We start from the raw sequence: 20,764 nt of genomic DNA on the forward strand, positions 1-20,764 counted from the left end.
GCGCGGCCCGGCATGCGGGCCACCGCGGTGGCGGTGGCGGGCGCCTTGACCGCGATCGGCGGGCTGCACGCGGTGTGGTCGCACTCGCCGTGGCCGTGCCGGGACCGGACCGAGTTCGCCGAACTGGTGGTCGGTGTCCGGCCGGAACGAGTGCCGTCGGCCGGCCTGTGCCTGGGCGTCGCCGGACTGCTCGGCTCCGCCGCGTACCTGGTGGGCGCCCGCGGCGGCGTGCTGCCGGCGGCCGGCCCGCGCCGGCTCCGGGCTGCGGGCGCGGCCGGGGTGGCCGGGGTACTACTGGCCCGCGGGGTGGGCGGCCCGGTGCTGTTCGGCAGCGGCCGGGTGGGCCGCTCGGCCCGCTTCGTACGGATGGACCGCCGGCTGTACTCCCCGCTGTGCGTGGCGCTCGGCGCGGGCGCAGCGGTGGTGGCCGCGGGCGGCCAGTAGCTCCGCCCCACCGGCAACGACCGGCCGGCGGTCGGGCAGCGGGCCCTGCCCGGCACCGCGCGAGCACGCGGGCCCCGGCCGGACGGGACCGTCCCCTGCGGGGGGGGGAGGGGGCCGGGGAGATCGTCGACCGGGCCCGCCGCCTGCCCGGGGGCGGTGCTCGGGGCGGGTGGCGGTCCTGGCCGGGGGCGGTGACTCGGGCCGGCGTCCGGTGCGGGTCGGCAGCGGGCCCTGCCCGGCACCGCGCGAGCACGCGGGCCCCGGCCGGACGGGACCGTCCCCTGCGGGGGGGCGGGGGCCGGGGAGATCGTCGACCGGGCCCGCCGCCTGCCCGGGGGCGGTGCTCGGGGCGGGTGGCGGTCCTGGCCGGGGGCGGTGACTCGGGCCGGCGTCCGGTGCGGGTGGGATTCGGGGGCGGGGGCGCCGGGTCGTTAGGGTTGACGCGTTCGGGTGCTACAGGTTGTTGAAGGGGTGTCGCCGTGCTGGTTCTGCTGCCGCCGTCGGAGGGGAAGGCCGCGCCGGAGGCGGGGGTGCCGGTGGAGTTGGCGGGACTGTCGCTGCCCGGGCTGGCGGGCGCGCGCGGGAAGGTGCTGGCGGCGCTGGTGGAGCTGTGCGCCGGGGACGAGGACCGGGCGGCGGAGGTGCTGGGGCTGAGCCAGGGCCTGCGCGGGGAGGTGGCCAAGAACGCGGGGCTGCTGACCGCGGGGGCGCGCCCGGCGGGCGAGGTGTACACCGGGGTGCTGTTCGACAACCTGGGGCTGGCCAAGCTCGACGACCGGGCGTACGCCCGGGCCGAGCGCTCGCTGCTGGTGTTCTCCGGCCTGTGGGGCGCGGTCCGGATCGGTGACCGGATCCCGCCGTACCGCTGCTCGGTGGGCGTGAAGCTGCCGCCGCTGGGCGCGCTCGGCCCGTACTGGCGGCGGGAGCTGGACGGGGTGCTGCCTGAGGTCGCGGACGGGCTGGTGCTGGACCTGCGCAGTTCGGCCTACGCGGCGGCGTGGAAGCCGGCCGGGGAGGTCGCGGCCCGGACGGTGACGGTGCGGGTGCTGCACGAGCGCGAGGTCGGCGGGGTGCTGAAGCGCTCCGTGGTGAGCCACTTCAACAAGGCGACCAAGGGCCGGCTGGTGCGGGACCTGCTGGCGGAGGGCCTGGAGCCGGCCTCGCCCGGCGAGCTGGTGGACGCGCTGGGGCAGCTGGGCCACCGGGTGGAGGTGTCGGCGCGCGGCACCGAGCGCAAGCCGTGGCAGCTGGACGTCGTGGTGGCGGAGGTGCACTGACGGTCCGTCGGGGGCGGCCGGGCGGTCGACCGGCCCGGCGGACCGCCCGACGGACCGTCAGCGGCGGGTGCTCAGCGCAGGTGCGAGGTGTCGTTGAGCAGCCGCAGCGAGGCGTTGCCGTCGCTGTAGTACTGGACGGCGCACACCGAGGCGGCGGACAGCTCCATGCGGTGCACGGCGTCCGGCGGGGCGCCGAGGGCCAGCCGGACCAGGGTCTTGATCGGGCTGACGTGCGAGACCACCAGGACGGTCTTGCCGGGGTAGCGGGCGAGGATCTTGTCGCGGGCCTGCCCGACCCGCAGGGCCAGGCCGGTGAGCGACTCGCTGCTGCCGGTGGGCTTGGCCTTGGCCGAGCCCAGCCAGGCGTTCAGGTCCTCGGGGTGACGCTCCATCACCTCGGCGTAGGTGAGTCCCTCCCAGGCGCCGAAGTCGAGTTCGCGCAGGCCCTCCTCGATCCGCACCTCCAGGCCGAGGCGGCGGGCGACGGCCTCGGCGGTCTGCCGGGTGCGCAGCATCGGCGAGCTGACCACGGCCTGGACGGTGCCGCGCGCGGCCAGCGAGTCGGCGGCGCGCTCGGCCTGCCACACGCCCTTCTCGGACAGGCCGGGGTCGCTGCCGGTGCTGCCGGAGAACCGCTTGAGCGGGGTGAGCGGGGTCTCGCCGTGCCGCAGCAGCACCAGCGTGGTGGGGGTGCCGAGGTCGGCGGGGCCGGCCCAGCCGGCCCTGGGTGCGGGGGCGGCGGGCAGCGGCTCGTCCTGGGCGGGCGCGGCGACCGGCGCGGCCGGGCGGGCCTTGGGCTCCCACTGGCGGCCCTGCTTGCCGGCGTCCATCGCCTCGTTGGCGAGGCGGTCGGCCTCCTTGTTCTTCTCCCGCGGGATCCACTTGTACTCGACCTTGCCGCGCGGGGCGATGCCGCGGGCCTCGGCGGCCAGCGGCTGCATGTCGGGGTGCTTGATCTTCCAGCGCCCGGACATCTGCTCGACGACGAGCTTGGAGTCCATCTCGACCAGGATCCGGGCGTCCGGGTCGAGGTTCTGCGCCGCCCGGAGTCCGGCGATCAGGCCCTTGTACTCGGCCACGTTGTTGGTGGCGCGGCCGATGTACTCGGCGGCCTCGGCGAGGATCTCGCCGGTGCGGGCGTCGAGCACCACCGCGCCGTAGCCGGCCGGCCCCGGGTTGCCCCGGGAGCCGCCGTCGGCCTGGACGATGAACTGGGCGGCCACCGGGTCAGACGCCCGACTCGCCGGTGCGGACCAGGATCCGGCCGCAGTTCTCGCAGCGCAGCACCTTGTCGGCGGGCTCGGCCTTGATGGCGTTGAACTCGGTGATGGAGAACTCGGTGCGGCAGCCCTCGCAGCGGCGCTGGTAGAGGCGGGCCGCGCCGACGCCGCCCTGCTGCTCGCGCAGGCGCTGGTAGACCTTCATCAGGTCGGCGGGGATGATCCCGGCGATGACCTCGCGGTCGCGGCGGACCTTCTCGGCCTCGGCGTCGAGCTCGGCGAACTGGGCGTCGCGGCGGGCCTCGGCCTCGGCGACCACCACGGAGGAGTGCTCCAGGCGGGCGGTGAGCTCGGTGACCCGGGTCTGCGCGGACTCCAGGCGCTCCATCACCTCCAGCACGACGTCCTCCAGGTCGCCCTGGCGCTTGGCCAGCGAGGCGTTCTCGTGCTGGAGGTTCTCCAGGTCCTTCGGGGAGGTGACGGCGCCGGAGTCCATCCGCTGCTGGTTGCGGGCGGCCCGGGCGCGGACCTGCTCGACGTCCGCCTCGGCCTTGGCCTGCTCGCGGGTGGTGTCGCCGAGCTGGGCCTGCGCGGCGACCACCAGGTCCTTGAGGGCGGTGTGGTCGGCGGTGGCCTTGTCGATCTCGGCGTGCTCGGGCAGGGTGCGGCGCCGGTGGGCCAGCTGGTCGAGGCGGGAGTCGAAGGCCTGCAGGTCGAGCAGGCGGATCTGGTCGGCGGGCGCGGCGTTCACGCGGAGAGGCTCCTGTAGGTCGTTCGACGGGGTGTCAGGGGGCGTACGGCATCGGCGCGTGCGCCGTCCACGGGTCGGTGACCCGGGTGGAGACGCGGGTCTCCAGTGGCCAGTCACGGTCCGCCGCGTGGCCGTTGAGCTCGCGGGCGGCGACGGTGAGCCAGGGCCACTCGGTGGCCCAGTGCGCGGCGTCGAGCAGCGCGAGCGGGGCCGCCTCGGTGGCCTCGGAGACCGGGTGGTGGCGCAGGTCTGCGGTGAGGTAGGCGTCCACGCCGGCCTTGCGGGCGTCGGCGAGGAAGGAGTCGCCGGAGCCGCCGCAGACCGCGACGCGGCGGACCTGCTGCTCCGGGTCGCCGGCGGCGCGGACGCCGGCGGCGGTGGCGGGCAGTCCGGCGGCGACCCGGGCGGCGAACTCGCTCAGTGCCATCGGCTGCGGGAGTTCGCCGATCCGCCCGCTGCCGCGCCGGCCGGCCGGGTCGGTCGGGTCGGCCACCAGCGGGCCGGTGACCTTCAGACCGACCGCCTCGGCGAGGGCGTCGGAGACGCCCGGGTCGGCGTGGTCGGCGTTGGTGTGCGCGACGTGCAGCGCGATGTCGCGCTTGATCAGGGTGTGCACCACCCGGCCCTTGAAGCCGGTGGCGGCGACGCTGGTGGTGCCGCGCAGGTAGAGCGGGTGATGGGTGACCACCAGGTCCGCGCCCCATTCGACGGCCTCGTCGACCACGGCCTGCACCGGGTCGACGGCGAACAGCACCCGGCGCACCTCGGCGTCCGGGTCGCCGCAGACCAGGCCGACCGCGTCCCAGGACTCCGCCCACTGCGGCGGGTAGATCTCTTCGAGCACGGCGATGACGTCGGACAGTTTCGGCACCTGTCGAGACTACCGCGTGCCACGGCCCGGCCCGGCCGGGCCCGCCTCGGCGCACCCCGCCCGGCCTCGTACACCTGCACGTCAACCCGCCGCGGAGCGGTGAGTTGGGGTGCGGACGGCGCTTTCGGGGCCCGACGGGACGAACCCGGCCGGTCACCGTGCGGTACGCCCTGCTCACACCCGCCGGGGCGAACACATTCGAAAACCAAACCGGATCACCCTTAAGAGTGAAGTGACCCGGCCGGTGTTGAGTCACCCTCATCACGAAAGTAACTTCAGTCCTGCGAACGAGAGTTGCCTCGACCTGAACGAGAGTTGCCTCGGCCTGGGGGGTCGAATAGGGCGACCGGCCGTCATTCCCACTGGAATTCGGCGGGCGCGGGCGGGCCTCTCGTGACTTCCGCAGACCGTGTCGGTCGAGTCCACCGCGAAGGGGCGTGAAGCAGATGGGGGCGGGCACACCGCTGCGCAGGGCGGGGGAGCCGGTACCGGTCGTCGACGAGCCGGGTGTGGACGGCACGTTGGTGGAGGTGGCGCGGGCGGCCGTGACCGGCAGCAGGGCCCGGGGAGGCGACGGCGGCTGGACGCTCGCGGTCGAGGGCTTCTGGTGCACGGTGCGGCCGCCCGGCCGCAACCTGCCCGAACAGGGGTGGAAGCTGCACGTCAGCGCCGCCTCCGCGGTGGCGGTCGAGGTGCTGTCCGCGGTCGCCGCGGTGCTCGCGGAGGATCCCTGCGCATTCAAGTTCGCGGCCGACCGGGAGAAGCTGCACGAAATCAATTCGCGCAACAGCGATCGCGGTTCGGCGGGGAAATTCCTCAGCGTCTATCCGGGCGACGACGAGCAATTCCTGCGGCTCGCCGAGGAACTCCACCTGGCCACCGCCGGAATGCCGGGACCGGTGATTCTCTCCGACCGCCCGTACCGCCCGGGCAGCCTGGTGCACTACCGCTACGGCGCGTTCGCCGGGCGGTCGGAACTGGGCAACGACGGCGCGTACCGCTCGATGCTGCGCGGCCCCGGCGGGGCCGCGGTCGAGGACGTGCGCACGGCGTCCTACCGCCGCCCGCCGTGGGCGGTCGACCCCGTCGAGGGGGCGGGATCGGCCGTCGGCTCCCGGCCGGTGGCCGCCCAGGGCGGGCCCGCCCGGACCGGGCGGCGGCCCGCCGGGGTGCTGCTGGACGGGCGCTGGGCGCTCACCGGCGCGCTGCGGCACAGCGCGAAGGGCGGCGTCTTCCTCGGCCGCGAGACGCGCGGCGGGGACGGGGACGGGCCGGGCGGGGCCGGCGCGGAGGTGGTGGTCAAGCAGGCCCGCGCGCACATCGAGGTGGATCGCGCGGGCACCGACGCCCGCGCGGCGCTGCGGCACGAGGCCGAGCTGCTGGCGCGGCTGGCCGACAGCGGCCTCACCCCGCGGGTGCGCGCGCTGGTCGAGCAGCAGGACTCGCTGTTCCTGGTGCAGGAGCGCATCCCCGGCCAGGCGCTGGGCAGTTGGGTCGCCGCCCGGCTGCGGCGGGACGGCTCGCCGGACGTGCCGTGGGCCGAGGCGGGCCCGATGGCGCTGGCCCTGCTGGAGCTGGTGGCGCAGGTGCACCGGCGCGGCCTGGTGCTGCGCGACCTCTCCCCCGGCAACGTGCTGGTCGCCCCGGACGGCGGCGTCCGCCTGGTCGACCTCGAACTCGCCGCTCCCGTCGGCGTGTTGGCGGGCTCCGCGGGCACCCCCGGCTACCGCGCTCCCGAGCACTCCGGCCCGCGCCCGACCGGCCCGGCCGAGTACAGCACCGACCTGTTCGCGCTCGGCGGCCTGTTCTTCCTGCTGGCCACCGGCCACGACCCGCTGCTGCCGGAGGACCTCCCGCGAGCCCGGCCGGTCGCCGAACAGCTGGGGCGCTGGCTGGCGTTGGCCGCCCGGGACGGCGCGACCGCGCGCCGGCTGGCCCCGCTGGTGCTCGGCCTGCGCGCCGAGGAGCCCGCGCAGCGGTGGAGCCTGGACCGGGTCCGCGCCGAGCTGACGCAGTTGACCGACGAGGCGTCAACTCCCGTGGACCACGCGGCCGTCACGCCGCCTGCGATGGACCGACTGCTGCACGACGGCCTGCGGCACCTGGCGCACAGCGCCACCCCGCAGCGGCGGGACCGGCTCTGGCCGACCGTCCCCGGCGGGCAGCTCACCGACCCGTGCAACGTGCAGCACGGCGCGGCCGGGGTGCTGGCCGTGCTGGCCCGGGCGAGCCGCGCACCGCTGCCGGAACCGGCCCGCGAGCGGGCCCGGGCGACCGCCGCGGTGGCCGCCGAGTGGATCGAACGCCGGTGCGCGGTCGAACCGGTGGTGCTGCCGGGACTGCATTTCGGGCGCTCCGGCACCGCCTGGGCGCTGTTTGACGCCGCCGAGGCGCTCGGCGACCCCGGGCTGGCCGAGCGGGCCGCCGGGCTGGCGGCGAAGGTCCGGCTCGACTGGCCCAACCCGGACGTCTGCCACGGCGCCGCCGGGGCCGGCTTCCTCCAGCTCCGCGCCCATCGGGCCACCGGGGCCCGGCTGTTCCTCGACCGTACGGCCCGCTGCGTCGGCGGGCTGCTGGCCGCCGCCCGCACCGAGCCGTACGGGACGGTCTGGCCGGTGCCCGCGGACTTCGACTCGGCGCTGGCCGGAGCCGTCCACCTCGGGCACGCCCACGGCGTGGCCGGTGTCGGCGCCTTCCTGCTCGCCGCGGCCCAGCTGCTGGCGGAGCACGGCGGGGTCGAACTCGCCGCCACCGCACGGGAGTCGCTGGCCGGCGCGGAGGCCGCCGCCCGGACGCTGGCCGCCACCGCGCGGTGGGCCGGCGAGGCCGCGTGGTGGCCGCAGGGCCACGGGGACCCGGAGACCGTCCGGCTGGCGCACTGGTGCAGCGGCGCGTCCGGAGTGGGGACCTTCCTGGTCCGGCTCTGGCAGGCCACCGGCGACGAGCAGGCCCGCCGGCTGGCGCTGGCCGCCGGGCAGGCGGTGCTGGACGGCCGCTGGCACAGCGGGGTGAGCGCCTGCCACGGCCTGGCCGGCAACGGCGAGTTCCTGCTCGACCTGGCCGGGGCCACCGGCGAGGGCCGCTACCGGACGGGCGCGCAGGAGGTCGCCCGGCTGATCGCCGCGCGGGCGGCGCTCCGCGACGGACTGCTGGTGCTGCCCGACGAGACGGGCACCGGGTGCGCCGCGGCGTACGGCACCGGGACGGCCGGCCCGCTGGCCTTCCTGCTGCGGCTGCGGCACGGCGGGCCGCGGCTGTGGTCCGACCCGGAGCCGTTCCCCGGGACCGCCCCGCCCGCCCGGTCGACCGTTCCCGCCGGAGGCGCCCGATGAGTACGGCGGACACGACGGGTCCGGCCGCGCTGCGGACGGCGCCGCAGGCACTGCGGCGGTTGAGCTTCACCTTCGCCGGGGACGGCTCGTACGCCGCGTGCCTGGCGGCGGGGGCCGACGGCGGCTGGTACACCGAGAGTTGGCGGCTGCCCGAGCAGGGACCGGCGGCGCCGACGGCGCTGTTCGCGGACGGCCGGGCGGAGAGCCTGCGCTCGCAGCTGCTCGCTCTGCCGGACGGGCGGGTGCTGGTGTGCCGGCACGACGGGGACCGGCACGCCCTGGTGCTGCTGGCCGCCGGGGAGCCCGAACTGGCGCTGGCGGGCCTGCGGTTGCCCGGCCTGCGGATGCTGGCCGTGCCCGGCGCACCGGCCGGGCCGCAGGCCCCGGTCGCGGTGCTGCTGGGGACGGACACCCGGCCGGTGACCACGGTGTGGCTGCTGGCGGCCGACGGGTCGGCGCCGCGCGAGGTGGCGGAGCTGCCCGGCCTGCACGGCGGCGGGGTGTGGCTGGACGCGACGGGTCGGCTGCTGGCGCTGGACCGGGTCACCGGCGGGATGGTGAAGACCGTCGTGCTGGATATCGAACTGGGCGTCACCACACCGCTGTTGGAGCTCGGCGAGAGCAGCAACGACCGGCTGGTGCTGTTCGACCCGGCGAGCGGGTTCGGGATGCTGCGCAGTGACGCGCCGGGGGTGGACCGGCTCGGCTGGGCGGTGATCGGCGGCAGCGGGCCGGTGCGGTTCCCCGACTGCCTGCACCAGCCCGGCCGGCTGCTGCGGCCGGTCGCACTGGCCCCGCACCGGGAGGGCGTGGAGCCGCGGGTCGTGCTGCAGGTGGACCACGGCGCGGCCTCGGCGCTGACGCTCTGGCAGCCCGGCGACGGGCGGCTCGACCAGCTTCCGGTCCCGCCGGGCCGGTTGGGGGCGATCGGGCACTGGTCGGCGGCGGGCCTGCGGATGCCGTACTCGGCGCCGGACCGCCCGGCAGCGCTGGCCACGCTGGACGTGGACGCGCTGCTGGCGGCCGCTCCGGCCGCTCCGGGCAGCGCCCCGCTGACGCTGCCGCTCTCCCTGGCCCCGCTCAACGGCGGCGCCCCGCAGCCGACTCACGAGCACCGCGGGCCCGCCGTGGCGCCGGCCGGGTGGCGGCTGGACGGGTCGGCGCTGCCCGGCGACGGCGCCGGGTGGCGGCCGGCGCAGTGCCTGGAGCTGGCCGGTCCGGCCGGTCCGATCGAGGCGGTGGTGTACGGCGGCGAGGCCTGGCTGTCGGCGCCGCACCTGGTGATCGCACTGCACGGCGGGCCGGCGGACGCCTGGCGGCTGGAGTTCGATCCGGCGCTGCAGCGGATGGCGTCGGAGGGCCTGGCGGTGCTGGCGCCGAACCAGCGCGGTTCGACGGGCTACGGCCCGGAGTACGCGATGGCGATCCGCGGCGCCTGGGGCGGGCCGGACCTGGACGACGTGCTGGCGCTGCTGGAGGGCGTGGCGGGGCAGCGGTCCGCGCTGGGCCTGGAGCCGCCGGCGCTGTTCGGGGTGAGCTACGGCGCGTTCCTGGCGCTGCTGGCGGCGGCGCACGCCCCGGCGGGGTCGGTGTCGCGGTGCGCGGCGGTGGCGCCGTTCCTGTCGGGCGGCCGGCTGCTGGCGGAGGCGGCGGCGCCGGTGCGGGCGCTGACCACCCGGCTGGGCGGGGACCGGCTGGTCGACGACGCCCGCGGCCCGCGCGACGTGCTGCAGCTGGCGCACCGGCTGACCGCGCCGCTGCTGGTGGTGCACGGCGACCGGGACGAGGTCGTGCCGGTCGGGCAGTCCCGCTCGCTGCGCCACGAACTGCTCCGGCTCGGGCGGGCGGAGGGCGCGGACTTCCGCTACGTGGAGGCCGCCGGGGCGGGCCACGAGGTGCTCGCCGAGGAGGGCGCGGCCGTGCTGCACGAGCTGCTGGCCGGCTTCCTGCGCACCGGCAGACCGGCCTGACGGCTCACCACTTCATGACTTCCGCCGTGCGCGGGAGCCCGCCGGCCTGCCCGGCCGGGGCTCCGGGCCCGCACGGTGGGGGCGAGACCTGCGTCGGGAAACCGTTTTCCGTCGCAGCCGCCGGGCGCGTCCGTGCCCGGCGGGACCCACAGGGAGGGAAACACCATGGAGAACATGACCTCGTTCGAGACCGACCTCGCGGCCCTGCAGGAGCTGCCCGAGCTGGAGACCGTCGAGCTGGGCGGCCACGGCGGCGGGTGCCAGTTCACCTGTCTGATCCTGACCTGCCTGATCTTCACCGTCAGCTGACGTCGGGGCGTCTCGCCCGGGCCGTGCCCGCTCCCGTTCACCGGGGCGGGCACGGCCCTCGTCCTGCCCTTCTCCCCCGTTCCGTTCTCTCAACTGCCAGGAGGCGCTTCGTGCGTGGGTCGTCGGTCGCGCTGACGGTGTCGGTTCCGCTGGAGGCGGCGGCGACGCTCGCCCTGCCGGGCGTGGCGGGGGCGGTGCTGGACGCGGTGCTGACGGGCCGTCCGGCCGGCTGGGCGGTCGGGGGGTTGGCGGCGCTGCTGGCGGTGGGCGCGGCGGCCTCGGCGCTGGCCGCGGCGGCCGGGCCGGCGTGCACGGCGGCAGACACGGTGGCGTTGCGCGGCGGGCTGCTGCGGCGGGTGCTGTGGCTGCGGCCGTTCCCGTCGGCGGTGGACGCGCTGGTGGTCGGGGAGCGGCCGGGCGCCGGTGATCTGACGGCCCGGCTGGTGGGTGCGGCGGCGGACGCGGGTGCGGCGCGGACGGCCCGGCTGGGTGCGGCGACGGCGCTGGTGACCTCGGCGGGCGCGGTGCTGGGCCTGGGTGTGCTGTCGCCGTGGCTGGCAGCGGCGTTCTTCGCCGGGGTGGTGCCGGGCGTGGTGCTGGTGCGCCTGTTCATGCGGACCGCGGAGGACGTGTTCACCCGCTACCAGGTGGCGCAGAGCCGGCTCGCGGACCGGCTGTCGGACGCGATGGCCGGCGTCCGGACGGTGCACGCGGCGGGCGCGGAGCAGCAGGAAGCCGCCCGGGTGCTCGGCGTGCTGCCCGAACTCGGTGACGCGGGGCGGGCGTTGTGGCGGGCGCAGCGCCGGACGGTGGGTCAGGCGACGCTGCTGCTCGCGGCGGTCGAGCTGGCGGTGCTGGGCACCGCGGGCCAGTTGGTGGCCGCCGGCCGGCTGCCCGCGGGGGCGTTCGCCGCGGCGGCGGGCTGGGCGGCGCTGGGGCTGGGGTTCTTCGAGCAGGTGGAGGCGCTGGTCGGGGTGGCGCACGCCCGGGCCGGGTCGGCCCGGGTGCGGCAGGTCGAGGAGCTGCCTGGACCGGGGCCCGGCGGACGAGAACTTCCGGACGGGCCGGGCGAGTTGGTGTTCCAATCGGTGGTGGTGCGGGACGCCGAGGGCGCGGTGGTGTTCGGCCCGCTGGAGCTGACCGTGCCCGGCGGTGCGACGGTCGCGGTGGTGGGCCGCTCGGGTGCGGGCAAGTCGCTGCTGGCGGCGCTGACCGGCGGGCTGCGACTGCCGGACGGCGGGGCGGTGCTGGTCGACGGGGTGCCGGTGGCGGCGCTGTCCGTCGCGGAGCGCCGCCGGGCGGTCGGCTACGCCTTCGACCGTCCGCGGCTGGTCGGCCCGACCCTGGACGAGGCGCTGGAGGGCGCGGACCCGGCGGCGCTGGCCGCGGCCCGGGCGGACGGGTTCCTGGCCCGACTGCCGTACGGCGGTCGCACACCGGTGAGTGAACTCCGGCTGTCGGGGGGCGAGTTGCAGCGGCTGGGGCTGGCCCGGCTGCTGGCGGTCGGCTCCCGGGTGGTGGTGCTGGACGACGCCACGTCGAGCCTCGACATGGCCACCGAGCACCAGGTCGACCGCGCCCTGCACGACTCCACCCGGGGTCGCACCCGGCTGGTCGTCACCCACCGCGCGGCGGTCGCGGCCCGTGCCGACCTGGTGGTGTGGCTGGACGGCGGCCGGGTCCGGGCGGTCGGCCCGCACCCGGAGCTGCTCGCGGAGCCGGACTACCGGGCGACCCTGGCGGGCGCGAGCGTCGAGCCTGCGCCGGCCCGCCCGTAGCGCGGCCCGAACCCAGCAGCACTGCAGCGAAGTTGATCGGGTTCTGAACAGCACAGCGGAGCGAGGGAGGGCGAGCCGTGGGGCGGCATCGGAGGGCGCTGGCGGGCGTCCCTGGCGTGGCGGGGCTGCGGGAGACGGCGGCCGCGGTGCCGCGGCGGGCGCTGTGGCGGCTGGCGGGCTGGTCGGCGGTGGAGGCGCTGCCGGCGCTCTGCTCGGGGCTGCTGGTGGCGGCCGCCGCCGACCGGGGCTTCCTGGCGGGCCGGCCGGGCGTGGGCTTCGGCTGGCTGGCGGCGCTGGGCGCGGTGACGGCGCTGCGGGCGGTCGCGGCGCGGGCGGTGTTCCCGCACCTGGCCGAGGTGGTCGAGCCGCTGCGGGACACCCTGGTGGCGCGGGTGGTGCACGGCGCGCTGTCCCGGCCGAGCCCGGACGGCCCGGCGGAGATCGCCCGGATCACCGAACAGGTCGAATCGGCGAGGCAGTTGACGGCCACACTGCTGCGCAGTGCGCGCGGCGTCGGGATCGGCCTGCTCGCGGCGCTGCTGGGCCTGGGGCTGCTCGCACCGGTGGTGCTGCCGCTGGTGCTGCTGCCGCTGCTGGTCTCCGGGGCGCTGTTCGTCCGCCTGCTCGGTCCGCTGGTGGCACGCCGCCGGGCGGTGGTGCTGGCGGACGAGCGGATCGCCGCGGAGGCGGGGCGGGCGTTCGCGGGCCTGCGCGACCTGGCGGCGTGCGGCGCGCAGCCCCGGGTGGCCGGGCGGTTGCTCGCCCTGGTGGAGGCCCAGGGCGAGGCGCTGCGGGCGGTCGGCCGGGCGGCGGCGCTGCGCTCCCTGACGGTTGCGATCGGCGGCCGGGTGCCCCTGCTGGCGGTGGTGTGCGCGGCCCCGTGGCTGGTCGCGCACGGTTGGCTGACCGCCGGTCAGGTCCTCGGCGTCGCCACCTACCTGCTCCAGCAACTGGAGCCCGCGGTCCGGACCTTGGCAGGGATGCTGGGCAGCTGGCTGCTCGACCTGGTGGTGGTCCTGGACCGCCTGACCGAGTCTGCACCGCCGCTCACGCCGCTCACCGCCCCGCCGCTCGCCGGGCCGCCTGTCACCGCAGCGGGTGTCACCGCACCGGGTGTCACCGCACCGGGTGTCACCGCACCGGGTGTCACCGCACCGGGCGGCGGCGCGCTGACCGTTCGCGGCCTGCGCTACGCGCATCTGCCGGGCGCCCGACCCGTGCTGGACGGCGTGGAGTTCACGGTTCGGCCCGGTGGGCGGCTGGCGGTGGTCGGGCCGAGCGGCACCGGCAAGTCGACCTTGGCGGCGCTGCTGGCGGGCCTACTCGTGCCCGATGCCGGTCACGTTCGAGTGGATGGGATGGACCTGGCTGCCCTGCCCGGCCCGGAGCGGGCGACCCGGTTGGCGTTGGTTCCGCAGGAGGCGTACGTGTTCGCGGGCTCGGTGCGGGACAACCTGTGCTGGCCGTCGAACGAGCTGAGCGACGACGAACTGGTGCGGGCAGCGGGGAAGTTGGGCGCGGGCGAGCTGCTGGCGCGACTGGGCGGCCCGGGCGGCGAGATCGTCGGCCCGGCCGAGCTCTCCGCCGGGGAGCGCCAACTGCTGGCGCTGGTGCGGACGTTCCTGTCGCCCGCGCCGGTCGTGGTGCTGGACGAGGCGACCTGCCACCTGGATGCGGAGGCGGAGCGCCGGGTCGAGGAGGCGTTCGCGACCCGGCCCGGCACGCTGGTGGTGGTGGCGCACCGGATCGGCTCGGCGGCCCGCGCCGACCGGGTGCTGCTGCTGGACGGCGGCCGCGGCGTGCTGGCCGGGCACGGTGACCTGCAGGTGCTGTCGCCGCTGTACCGCGAACTGGTCGGCCACTGGCGCTCGTCGGGACCGGCCGCGCCGGTGCACGGCGCGGCGGAGCCGCTGCCCGGCGGCCGGGCAGCGTGAGCGGCGCGCGCCGATCGGGCCGCGAAGGGGGCACGGCGGCTGTCTGTTTCGGTAGGCTCCGATCCGATTCGGCCGTTGTCGTGGGCCCCGGGCGGGCCGTCACGGGGACGGCCGGTCGGCTGCTGCCCGGGGCCGAGCGCGCCGGGCGCCCACGGACGCTCCGGTGGCGCCCGGGGTGTTCCCGGCGAGCCTTCCGCCGAGACCGTTTCCTTCGCACGGAGAAGACTGACCTGATGTCCGAGTCCATCGACGACACCACCGAGCACGACCACCGGGCGCCCGCCGACGAGGCCGCCGAGAGCAGGGCGCACGGCCGCCACCGGGGGGCCACCGCCGGCGACGACACCGCCGAGGCGGATCCGCACGGTCGCCACCGCCGCTGACGCCCGCCCCTCCGCGGGCCGCCGCGCCCGCCGCACGACCACACCGCACCGCCGACGCCCCCGGCCCCGTCACCGTCCTGACGGAGCCGGGGGCGCCGGCCGTTCCCGGCGCACCGGCACGAGCGCCCGGCCGACGCGGGCCGGTGCGGGCCGGTGCGGGCTGACGCGACGTCAGTCCATGGTGAGCACGGTGCGCAGGGCCTCGCCGCTGCGCATCTGGCGGATCGCCTCGTTGACCTCGGCCAGCGGCAGCCGGTGGGTGATCATCCCGTCGAGGTCGAGCCGTCCGGCGCGCCAGAGTTCGATCGCCAGGTCGGCGGTGCGGCGGACGTCGCCGCCACCGTACATCGAGGGCAGCAGCCGCTTCTCGTTGAAGAAGAGCTCGCCGAGGCTGAAGGACACCCGGTCGTCCTGCGCACCGGCGCCGATCACCACCACCGCGCCGCCGCGCCGGGCGGCGTCGTAGCCGGCCCGGACGGTGGCGGAGCGGCCGACCGCCTCGAAGACGGTGTCGAAGCCGCCGCCCGGCACCGAGCGGGCCGCGCTCTTGAGTTCCTCGGGGGCGATCGCCTCGGTGGCGCCGAAGGCGAGCGCCCGCTCGCGCCGGGAGGCCACCGGGTCGACCACGGTGATCCGGGCCGCGCCGCTGATCCGGGCGCCCTGCACGGCGGCGATGCCGACGCCGCCCGCGCCGATCACCGCGACCGCCGAACCGGCCTGCACCGCAGCCGTGTTGACGACCGCGCCGAGCCCGGTGGTCACCCCGCAGCCGATCAGCGCGGCCAGCTCGTACGGCAGGTCGGCCGGCACCGGGAACACGCTGTCGGAGGTGACCACCAGTTCCTCGGCGAACGCGCCGGTGCTGTAGAAGCCGTACGCGTCGGTGTCGCCGCCGATCCGGAAGCTCGGAGTGCCGAGGCGGCGGATCGAGGCGACGCACAGGTGGGTCTGCCCGCGCCGGCAGGCCGGGCAGGCGCCGCACGGCGGCATCCAGCAGAGCACCACCCGGTCGCCGACGGCCAGGCCGGGCACACCCTCGCCGATCTCGGTGATCTCGCCCGCGCCCTCGTGCCCGGGCACGAACGGAGCGGGCTGCGGCAGCACCCCGGCCATCGCGGACAGGTCGGAGTGGCAGAGGCTGGCGGCGTGCACCCGGACCCGGACCTTGCCGGGGCCGAGGCCGACCGCCTCGACGTCGTCCCGGACGTCCAGGGTGTCCTGTCCTGTCTGCTGCAGGATCGCTGCGCGCACGGGCTGCTCCCGGGGGTGTCGGGCCGCCGCCCCCGGCGACGGCACTGTGGTGGAACACGTTCCACTGCGAACCGTCCCTTGTATAGCGCATCCGCTGTCCACCGCACCGGCCGGACCGCACCGCCGGTCGGCCGGGCGCCGCCGGTGCCGGACCCCGGGCGGACCGGCACCGGAAACCGCTTCCCAACCACCGCTCCGAGCTGGCAATATCCGCGGCCGTGTCCACCACCGAATCACCCGCGGCCATCGAAGCCGCCACCCCCGCCAAGCCCTGCCCGCAGTGCGGCGCCCCCCTGTCGGTGAGCGAGCGCTTCCCGACCTGGTGCCCGCGCTGCGAGTGGAACCTGCTGCCCGCGACGCCGCCCGTCGAGTACCGGACGGCCCGGGCCCGCCGCCGGGCGGCGCGCGAGGAGCGCCGCGAGGAGGCCGCCCGACAGGCCGTCAAGGTCCGCACCGAGCACGTCTTCCGGCAGGTCGCCGCGGGTGAGTCCGACCTGCGGAGCGGACCGGCGGTGGCGGCGTTCGCGCTGGCCGGGCTGGTCCACCTGGTGTCGCTGACGGTGCTGGTCACGGGCGCGGCGCTGGTCGCCGGGCTGCTGTCGCCGAGTTGGCCGGCCCGCGGGCTGGGCGTGGTGGCGCTGGCGGTGGCCGTGCTGATCCGGCCCAGGCTGGGCCGCCCGCAGCGGGACGGGGTGCTGACGCGCGACGCGGCGCCGGTCCTGTACGGGCTGGTGGACCAGGTGTCGGAGGCGCTCGGCGCCCCGAAGGTCGACTCGATCGTGGTCACCGACCGGTTCAACGCCTCGGTCGGCGTGCTGGGTCTGCGCCGCCACCGCCAGTTGGACCTCGGCCTGCCGCTGTGGGAGATGCTGCCCCGCCAGCAGAAGGTCGCGCTGCTCGGCCACGAGATCGGCCACTACGTCAACGGCGACTCCCGCAGCGGGCTGTGGACCGGCTCGGCGGTCGGCTCGCTGGCCGAGTGGGAGCGGCTGACCCACCCGTCCCCGGACAACGAGTCCCGCCGCATCCTGCTGATCATGGCCACGTTCGTCGCCAACCTGCTGCTCTGGGTGGTCAACCGGGCGGTGCGCGCGCTGACCGGGCTGATGTTCCGGCTGCACCTGCGCAGCGGGCAGGCCGCCGAGTACCGGGCCGACCGGCTGGCCGCGCAGCTCGCCTCCGTCCGGGACGCCCGCGCGATGCTCACCGCGCTGCTGAACGGGCCGACGGTGGAGGCGGTGGTGATCCGGCAGCGCTCCCGTCCGGCCAGGCGCCCGGCCGGGCGCAGCGCCCGGACGTCGGACGCCGCGCCCGCGCCCGACCTGTGGGAGTCGCTGGCCGAGGCGGTCCGGACCATCCCGGCGGGCGAGACCGAGCGCCGGATCCGGGAGTCCGAGCGGAACGTCAGCTCCGTCGACGGCTCGCACCCGCCGACCTACCTGCGGCTGCGGATGCTGGACACCGCTCCCCCGCCGGTCGACCGGGCGCCGCTGGTGCTGGACGCCGGGCGGGCCGCCGCGATCGAGGCCGAGCTCGCCGAGAGCCGCGTCCGGGTCGCCCGCGCGCTGCTGTAGCGGCCGCCCGGGGCGTTCCTACCATCCAGTAGGGTCCTGGTCAGTCCCCCAGCCCGGCAGGAGCGCCCCATGACCGACCCCACCCCCGCCGAGCCGGTGCTCGCCGCGTTCCGCGCCGCCACCGGCTTCATGCCCGAGGACGAGGGCCTGGCCCTGTACGCGGCCGCGCTGGACGCCGCCGGGCGCACGGGGCGGCCGGTGCTGGAGATCGGCACCTACTGCGGGCGCTCGGCGATCCTGCTCGCGGACGCCGCCCGCCGGGCCGGCACGGTCGCCCTGACGGTCGACCACCACCGCGGCTCGGAGGAGCAGCAGCCCGGCTGGGAGTACCACGACCCGACCCTGGTCGACCCGGAGGTCGGCCTGATGGACACCCTGCCGCGGTTCCGCCGGACCCTGCACGCGGCCGGGCTGGAGGACCACGTGATCGCCCTGGTCGGCCGGTCGCCGCAGGTCGCGGCGGTCTGGCAGGGCGAGCTCGCCCTGGTGTTCGTGGACGGCGGGCACACCGACGAGCACGCCACCGGCGACTACGAGGGCTGGGCGCCGCACCTCGCCGACGGCGGCCTGCTGGTGGTGCACGACGTGTTCCCCGACCCGGCGGACGGCGGCCAGGCCCCGTACCGCGTGTACCTGCGGGCGCTCGCCGAGGGCTTCGAGGAGGTCTCGGTGACCGGCTCGCTCCGGGTGCTGCACCGCGCCCCCGCCGCTGCCTGACGCCTCGTCACCCGTCAGGTCCTGACGGCCCGTCACCGACCCGTTCCGGCGCACCGGCGGGCGGAGGTTTCCGATCTCCGGCGGGAACGATCACCGCTGCTGCGGCGTCGTCCCCACGGCGACGCGTTGGCGGTCCGCCGTGACCAGCCGCACCGGCGGCCGGTACGGTGTCGGCGGCAGACGGCGAACAGCCGGTGCGGGGAGCGGCCCGCCCGGCGGACAGGCACCGGCTACCCGGTGCGGAACCGGTCCAGTTGGGGGCGAGGGCAGCGCATGACGGAACAGGGCAGAGCCGCCAGGGCGGTCTGGGATCCGACCGCGAACGACGGTGCGGGCGGCTGGGTCCGCCGGCCGGTGGCGGACGATCCGGCGTCCGCGGTCCCGCCGCCCGGGCCGTCCGCCCCGGCGGGTGGGCTCCCGCCGCAGTCCGCCGCGCCGACCCCGCCCGCTCCGACGGTGGCGGCCGGTCCTCCGCGCCCCGGACCGACGATCGCCGCCACCCCGGTCCGGCCCGCCCCGTCGCACGGCGCCCCGCCGCCCCCGACCGCCCAGCCCGCGCCCGCGTCCGGTGGGTTCCCGCCCGGCACGCAGCCCTCGTTCGGCGGGCCGCCCCCGCAGCAGCCCGCCCCGCCCGCGCAGGGCCGGGCGTTCCCCGGCCAGCAGCCGCCCTTCGGCGGGCCGCCGCCGCAGCAGCCGTTCCCGCCCGACCAGGGCCAGCCGTTCGGCGGCCCGCAGCCGTCGTTCGGCGGTCAGCAGACCTTCGGCACGCCCCAGCAGTTCGGTGAACCGGCCCAGCAGTTCGGTGAACCGCCGCAGCAGTTCGGCGAGCAGCAGCAGTTCGGCGGCCAACCCGGCGGTTACGGCTACCCGCCCGCGCAGGGGCAGCAGTTCGGCGGCGGCCAGCAGTTCGGCGGTGGGCAGCCGCCCTTCGGCGGGCCGCCGCAGTTCCCGAACGGGCCGGGCCCGCAGGGCGGGTACGGCCGGCAGGAGCCGGAGTTCGACTACGAGGACGACCCGCGGCGGCGCCGCACCCCGGTGTTGATCGGCGCGGCCGTGGCGCTGCTGCTGGTGATCGGCGTCGGCGTGGTGTGGGCGGTGCAGAACAGCGGCGGGGGCGACACCCCGGAGGCGACGAGCACCGGTTCGGCCGCGCCGGCGCCGGGTTCCGGGGGCGGCTCGACGGGCAGCACCGGCCAGGACTCCTCGACCGCGCCCGCCGCCTCGCCCTCGGCGTCCGGCTCGCCGTCCGCCGGGCCGGCCGCCGACGCCCAGGCGAAGGCCCTGGACGCGCTGCTGACCAAGGGCGAGAACGCGAAGGCGCCGATCGGCAACGCGGTGGCGAAGGTTCGCAGCTGCCCGCCGAAGACGGAGATCGACAGCGCGGCGAAGGTGTTCGACGACGGGGCGGACCAGCGCGACGCCCTGCTCGCCGAGCTGGCGGCGCTGAAGACCGACAGCCTGCCGGGCGGCGCCGAGGCGGTGGCGGACCTGAAGGCGGCCTGGCAGCAGTCCGGGGACATCGACCGGGCGTACGCCGCCTGGGCGCGTACCGTGTCCTCCCAGGGCTGCGCCAACAACCAGGCGCCGTCCACGCCCGACCTCGCCCGCGCCAACGATCTCAACCCGAAGGCCACCCAGTCGAAGAAGGACTTCGTGGCGAAGTGGAAGCCGATCGCCAGTACCTACGGCCTGGCGGCGCGCACCTGGGACAGGATCTGAGGAACTCGTGACCGGCCGCACCACCCCGCCCCCCGTCGACCCCGACGACCAGGACCCGTACGCAGCTCGGTACGCCGAGCCGTACGCCGCCCCCTACGCCGGGCCGGAGCGGCGCGGCGCCCGCTGGAAGCCCGCCGTCAAGCTGGCGGGCCTGGTGCTGCCGGTCTGCCTGATCGGCTGGCTGGGCTGGCAGGCCGTCGACAACAGCTCGCGGGACGTCACCGCCCACCCGGCGGGCTCGCCGCGGTTCGCGGAGGGCGACCAGGTGGACCGGGGCGGGTCCGCGGACGGCCCCGCGCCCGCCGACAGCCCCGCCGCGTCGAAGGAGGCCGCGACGGTGCCCTCGCCGTCGCCGAGCACCGCGGGCCGCCCGCTGTCCGGCCGCACCGTGCTGCTCGACCCGGGCCACAACACGGGCAACGCGAAGCACACCGGCGAGATCAACCGCCAGGTGGACATCGGCAACAGCCGCAAGGAGTGCGACACCACCGGGACCTCGACCAACGCCGGCTACCCGGAGGCGGAGTTCACCCTGGACGTGGTGCACCGGGCCCGGGCCATCCTGCAGGACCGCGGCGCGGCCGTGGTGCTCACCCAGGACGGCGACCGCGCCTGGGGCCCGTGCATCGACGAGCGCGCCAGGATCGGCAACCAGGCCGGGGCGGACGCGGCGGTCTCGGTACACGCGGACGGCGCGCCGACGGCCGGCTACGGCTTCCACGTGATCATGCCCTCGAAGGTGGTCGCCGGTCCGGCCGACACCTCCGCGATCGTCGACCCCTCGCACCGGCTGGGCGTGCTGCTGCGCGACACCTTCAAGGCCGGTACCGGCGAGCCGGTGTCCACCTACATAGGCCAGCAGGGCCTGGACACCCGCGGTGACCTCGGTGGCCTGAACCTGTCGAAGGTGCCGAAGGTCTTCATCGAGTGCGGCAACATGCGCAATTCCGAGGACGCGAAGCGGATGACCGACCCGGAGTGGCGCCAGCGCGCCGCGCAGGCCCTCGCCGACGCCCTGACCAGCTATCTCACCGGGTGAGCCGCTGCGTACACCCACCGTTCCACACCTGTCCGACCACCGTTCCAGGCGCTCCCGGACCCGATCGATTCGGACCGGATCCGGAGGGCGCTGTGCACACGGCGTCGCCTTGGCCCTAGGCTTTTGCCCTGTTGTACCGCTCCGGTACCACGGGGGCCCGGTCACCGCCCGCCGACCACGACTACACCAATGAGG

The 20,764-nt window shown here is 76.9% G+C and carries 16 protein-coding genes; 12 read left to right on the forward strand and 4 right to left on the reverse strand.

Annotation, left to right across the window (positions count from 1 at the left end):
• The first annotated feature begins 12 nt into the window (after positions 1-12).
• Complete coding sequence (locus tag BX266_RS10755) at positions 13-444, forward strand: DUF3995 domain-containing protein (protein WP_218969245.1); 432 nt, start codon at positions 13-15, stop codon at positions 442-444.
• Positions 445-923: 479 nt separating this feature from the next.
• Positions 924-1,721 carry a peroxide stress protein YaaA gene (gene yaaA, locus BX266_RS10760; protein WP_099898833.1) on the forward strand — a complete coding sequence of 266 codons (798 nt, stop codon included), beginning with the start codon at positions 924-926 and terminating at the stop codon, positions 1,719-1,721.
• A 71-nt stretch (positions 1,722-1,792) separates the two neighbouring features.
• On the opposite strand, the gene BX266_RS10765 is transcribed toward yaaA, so the two are convergent.
• From BX266_RS10765 to BX266_RS10775, 3 genes are read right to left on the reverse strand one after another with little or no spacing between them, the layout of a single operon-like run.
• Complete coding sequence (locus BX266_RS10765; protein WP_099898835.1) at positions 1,793-2,944, reverse strand: bifunctional RNase H/acid phosphatase; 1,152 nt, start codon at positions 2,942-2,944, stop codon at positions 1,793-1,795.
• Positions 2,945-2,948: 4 nt separating this feature from the next.
• Positions 2,949-3,692, reverse strand: a complete 744-nt coding sequence (locus BX266_RS10770) for a zinc ribbon domain-containing protein (protein ID WP_099898837.1) — start codon at positions 3,690-3,692, stop codon at positions 2,949-2,951.
• Positions 3,693-3,726: 34 nt separating this feature from the next.
• Positions 3,727-4,563, reverse strand: a complete 837-nt coding sequence (locus BX266_RS10775) for a Nif3-like dinuclear metal center hexameric protein (RefSeq protein ID WP_099898839.1) — start codon at positions 4,561-4,563, stop codon at positions 3,727-3,729.
• A gap of 446 nt (positions 4,564-5,009) precedes the next feature.
• Here BX266_RS10775 and lanL point away from each other — a divergent pair, with 446 nt between their 5' ends.
• The 6 genes from lanL to BX266_RS38475 all read left to right on the forward strand — a co-directional run bounded on the left by lanL (position 5,010) and on the right by BX266_RS38475 (position 14,269).
• Positions 5,010-7,895: a class IV lanthionine synthetase LanL gene (lanL, locus tag BX266_RS10780; protein ID WP_143686905.1), complete on the forward strand. Its 2,886-nt coding sequence runs from the start codon at positions 5,010-5,012 to the stop codon at positions 7,893-7,895.
• Positions 7,892-9,865, forward strand: coding sequence for a S9 family peptidase (locus BX266_RS10785; protein WP_099898843.1), 1,974 nt, complete (start codon positions 7,892-7,894; stop codon positions 9,863-9,865). Before lanL ends, BX266_RS10785 begins: the two co-directional genes overlap by 4 nt.
• A 174-nt stretch (positions 9,866-10,039) precedes the next feature.
• Positions 10,040-10,174, forward strand: a complete 135-nt coding sequence (locus BX266_RS39270) for a VenA family class IV lanthipeptide (RefSeq protein WP_220659688.1) — start codon at positions 10,040-10,042, stop codon at positions 10,172-10,174.
• Positions 10,175-10,284: 110 nt separating this feature from the next.
• Positions 10,285-11,952, forward strand: coding sequence for an ABC transporter ATP-binding protein (locus BX266_RS10790; RefSeq protein WP_120314366.1), 1,668 nt, complete (start codon positions 10,285-10,287; stop codon positions 11,950-11,952).
• A gap of 77 nt (positions 11,953-12,029) precedes the next feature.
• On the forward strand, positions 12,030-13,886 hold the full coding sequence (locus BX266_RS10795; protein WP_218969246.1) for an ABC transporter ATP-binding protein: 1,857 nt from the start codon (positions 12,030-12,032) through the stop codon (positions 13,884-13,886).
• A 233-nt stretch (positions 13,887-14,119) separates the two neighbouring features.
• Positions 14,120-14,269: a hypothetical protein gene (locus BX266_RS38475; protein WP_180290446.1), complete on the forward strand. Its 150-nt coding sequence runs from the start codon at positions 14,120-14,122 to the stop codon at positions 14,267-14,269.
• A gap of 171 nt (positions 14,270-14,440) precedes the next feature.
• Here the strand turns inward: BX266_RS38475 and BX266_RS10800 are convergent, their stop codons facing one another.
• The gene (locus BX266_RS10800) at positions 14,441-15,520 is read right to left on the reverse strand and encodes a Zn-dependent alcohol dehydrogenase (RefSeq protein ID WP_099898849.1); all 1,080 of its coding nucleotides are present in this window, start codon (positions 15,518-15,520) and stop codon (positions 14,441-14,443) included.
• Positions 15,521-15,738: 218 nt separating this feature from the next.
• Here BX266_RS10800 and BX266_RS40820 point away from each other — a divergent pair, with 218 nt between their 5' ends.
• The 4 genes from BX266_RS40820 (at position 15,739) to BX266_RS10820 (ending at position 20,569) form a co-directional block, all read left to right on the forward strand.
• Positions 15,739-17,094, forward strand: a complete 1,356-nt coding sequence (locus BX266_RS40820) for a M48 family metalloprotease (RefSeq protein ID WP_099898851.1) — start codon at positions 15,739-15,741, stop codon at positions 17,092-17,094.
• 69 nt (positions 17,095-17,163) lie between these two features.
• On the forward strand, positions 17,164-17,811 hold the full coding sequence (locus BX266_RS10810) for a class I SAM-dependent methyltransferase (protein ID WP_099898853.1): 648 nt from the start codon (positions 17,164-17,166) through the stop codon (positions 17,809-17,811).
• A gap of 273 nt (positions 17,812-18,084) precedes the next feature.
• A complete protein-coding gene (locus BX266_RS38480) occupies positions 18,085-19,530 on the forward strand; it encodes a hypothetical protein (protein ID WP_180290447.1) in 1,446 nt (481 codons plus the stop codon).
• Positions 19,531-19,537: 7 nt separating this feature from the next.
• Positions 19,538-20,569, forward strand: coding sequence for an N-acetylmuramoyl-L-alanine amidase (locus tag BX266_RS10820; RefSeq protein WP_099898855.1), 1,032 nt, complete (start codon positions 19,538-19,540; stop codon positions 20,567-20,569).
• Positions 20,570-20,764: the final 195 nt, after the last annotated feature.

This window comes from Streptomyces sp. TLI_171, from assembly GCF_003610255.1.
Lineage (GTDB): Bacteria > Actinomycetota > Actinomycetes > Streptomycetales > Streptomycetaceae > Kitasatospora.

Bases quoted from the DNA above. Each gene is read 5' to 3' on its own strand.
- BX266_RS10755 (WP_218969245.1), top strand. From the start codon at position 13: ATGCGGGCCACCGCGGTGGCGGTGGCGGGCGCCTTGACCGCGATCGGC.
- lanL (WP_143686905.1), top strand. From the start codon at position 5,010: ATGGGGGCGGGCACACCGCTGCGCAGGGCGGGGGAGCCGGTACCGGTC.
- BX266_RS10785 (WP_099898843.1), top strand. From the start codon at position 7,892: ATGAGTACGGCGGACACGACGGGTCCGGCCGCGCTGCGGACGGCGCCG.
- BX266_RS39270 (WP_220659688.1), top strand. From the start codon at position 10,040: ATGACCTCGTTCGAGACCGACCTCGCGGCCCTGCAGGAGCTGCCCGAG.
- BX266_RS38475 (WP_180290446.1), top strand. From the start codon at position 14,120: ATGTCCGAGTCCATCGACGACACCACCGAGCACGACCACCGGGCGCCC.
- BX266_RS10810 (WP_099898853.1), top strand. From the start codon at position 17,164: ATGACCGACCCCACCCCCGCCGAGCCGGTGCTCGCCGCGTTCCGCGCC.
- BX266_RS38480 (WP_180290447.1), top strand. From the start codon at position 18,085: ATGACGGAACAGGGCAGAGCCGCCAGGGCGGTCTGGGATCCGACCGCG.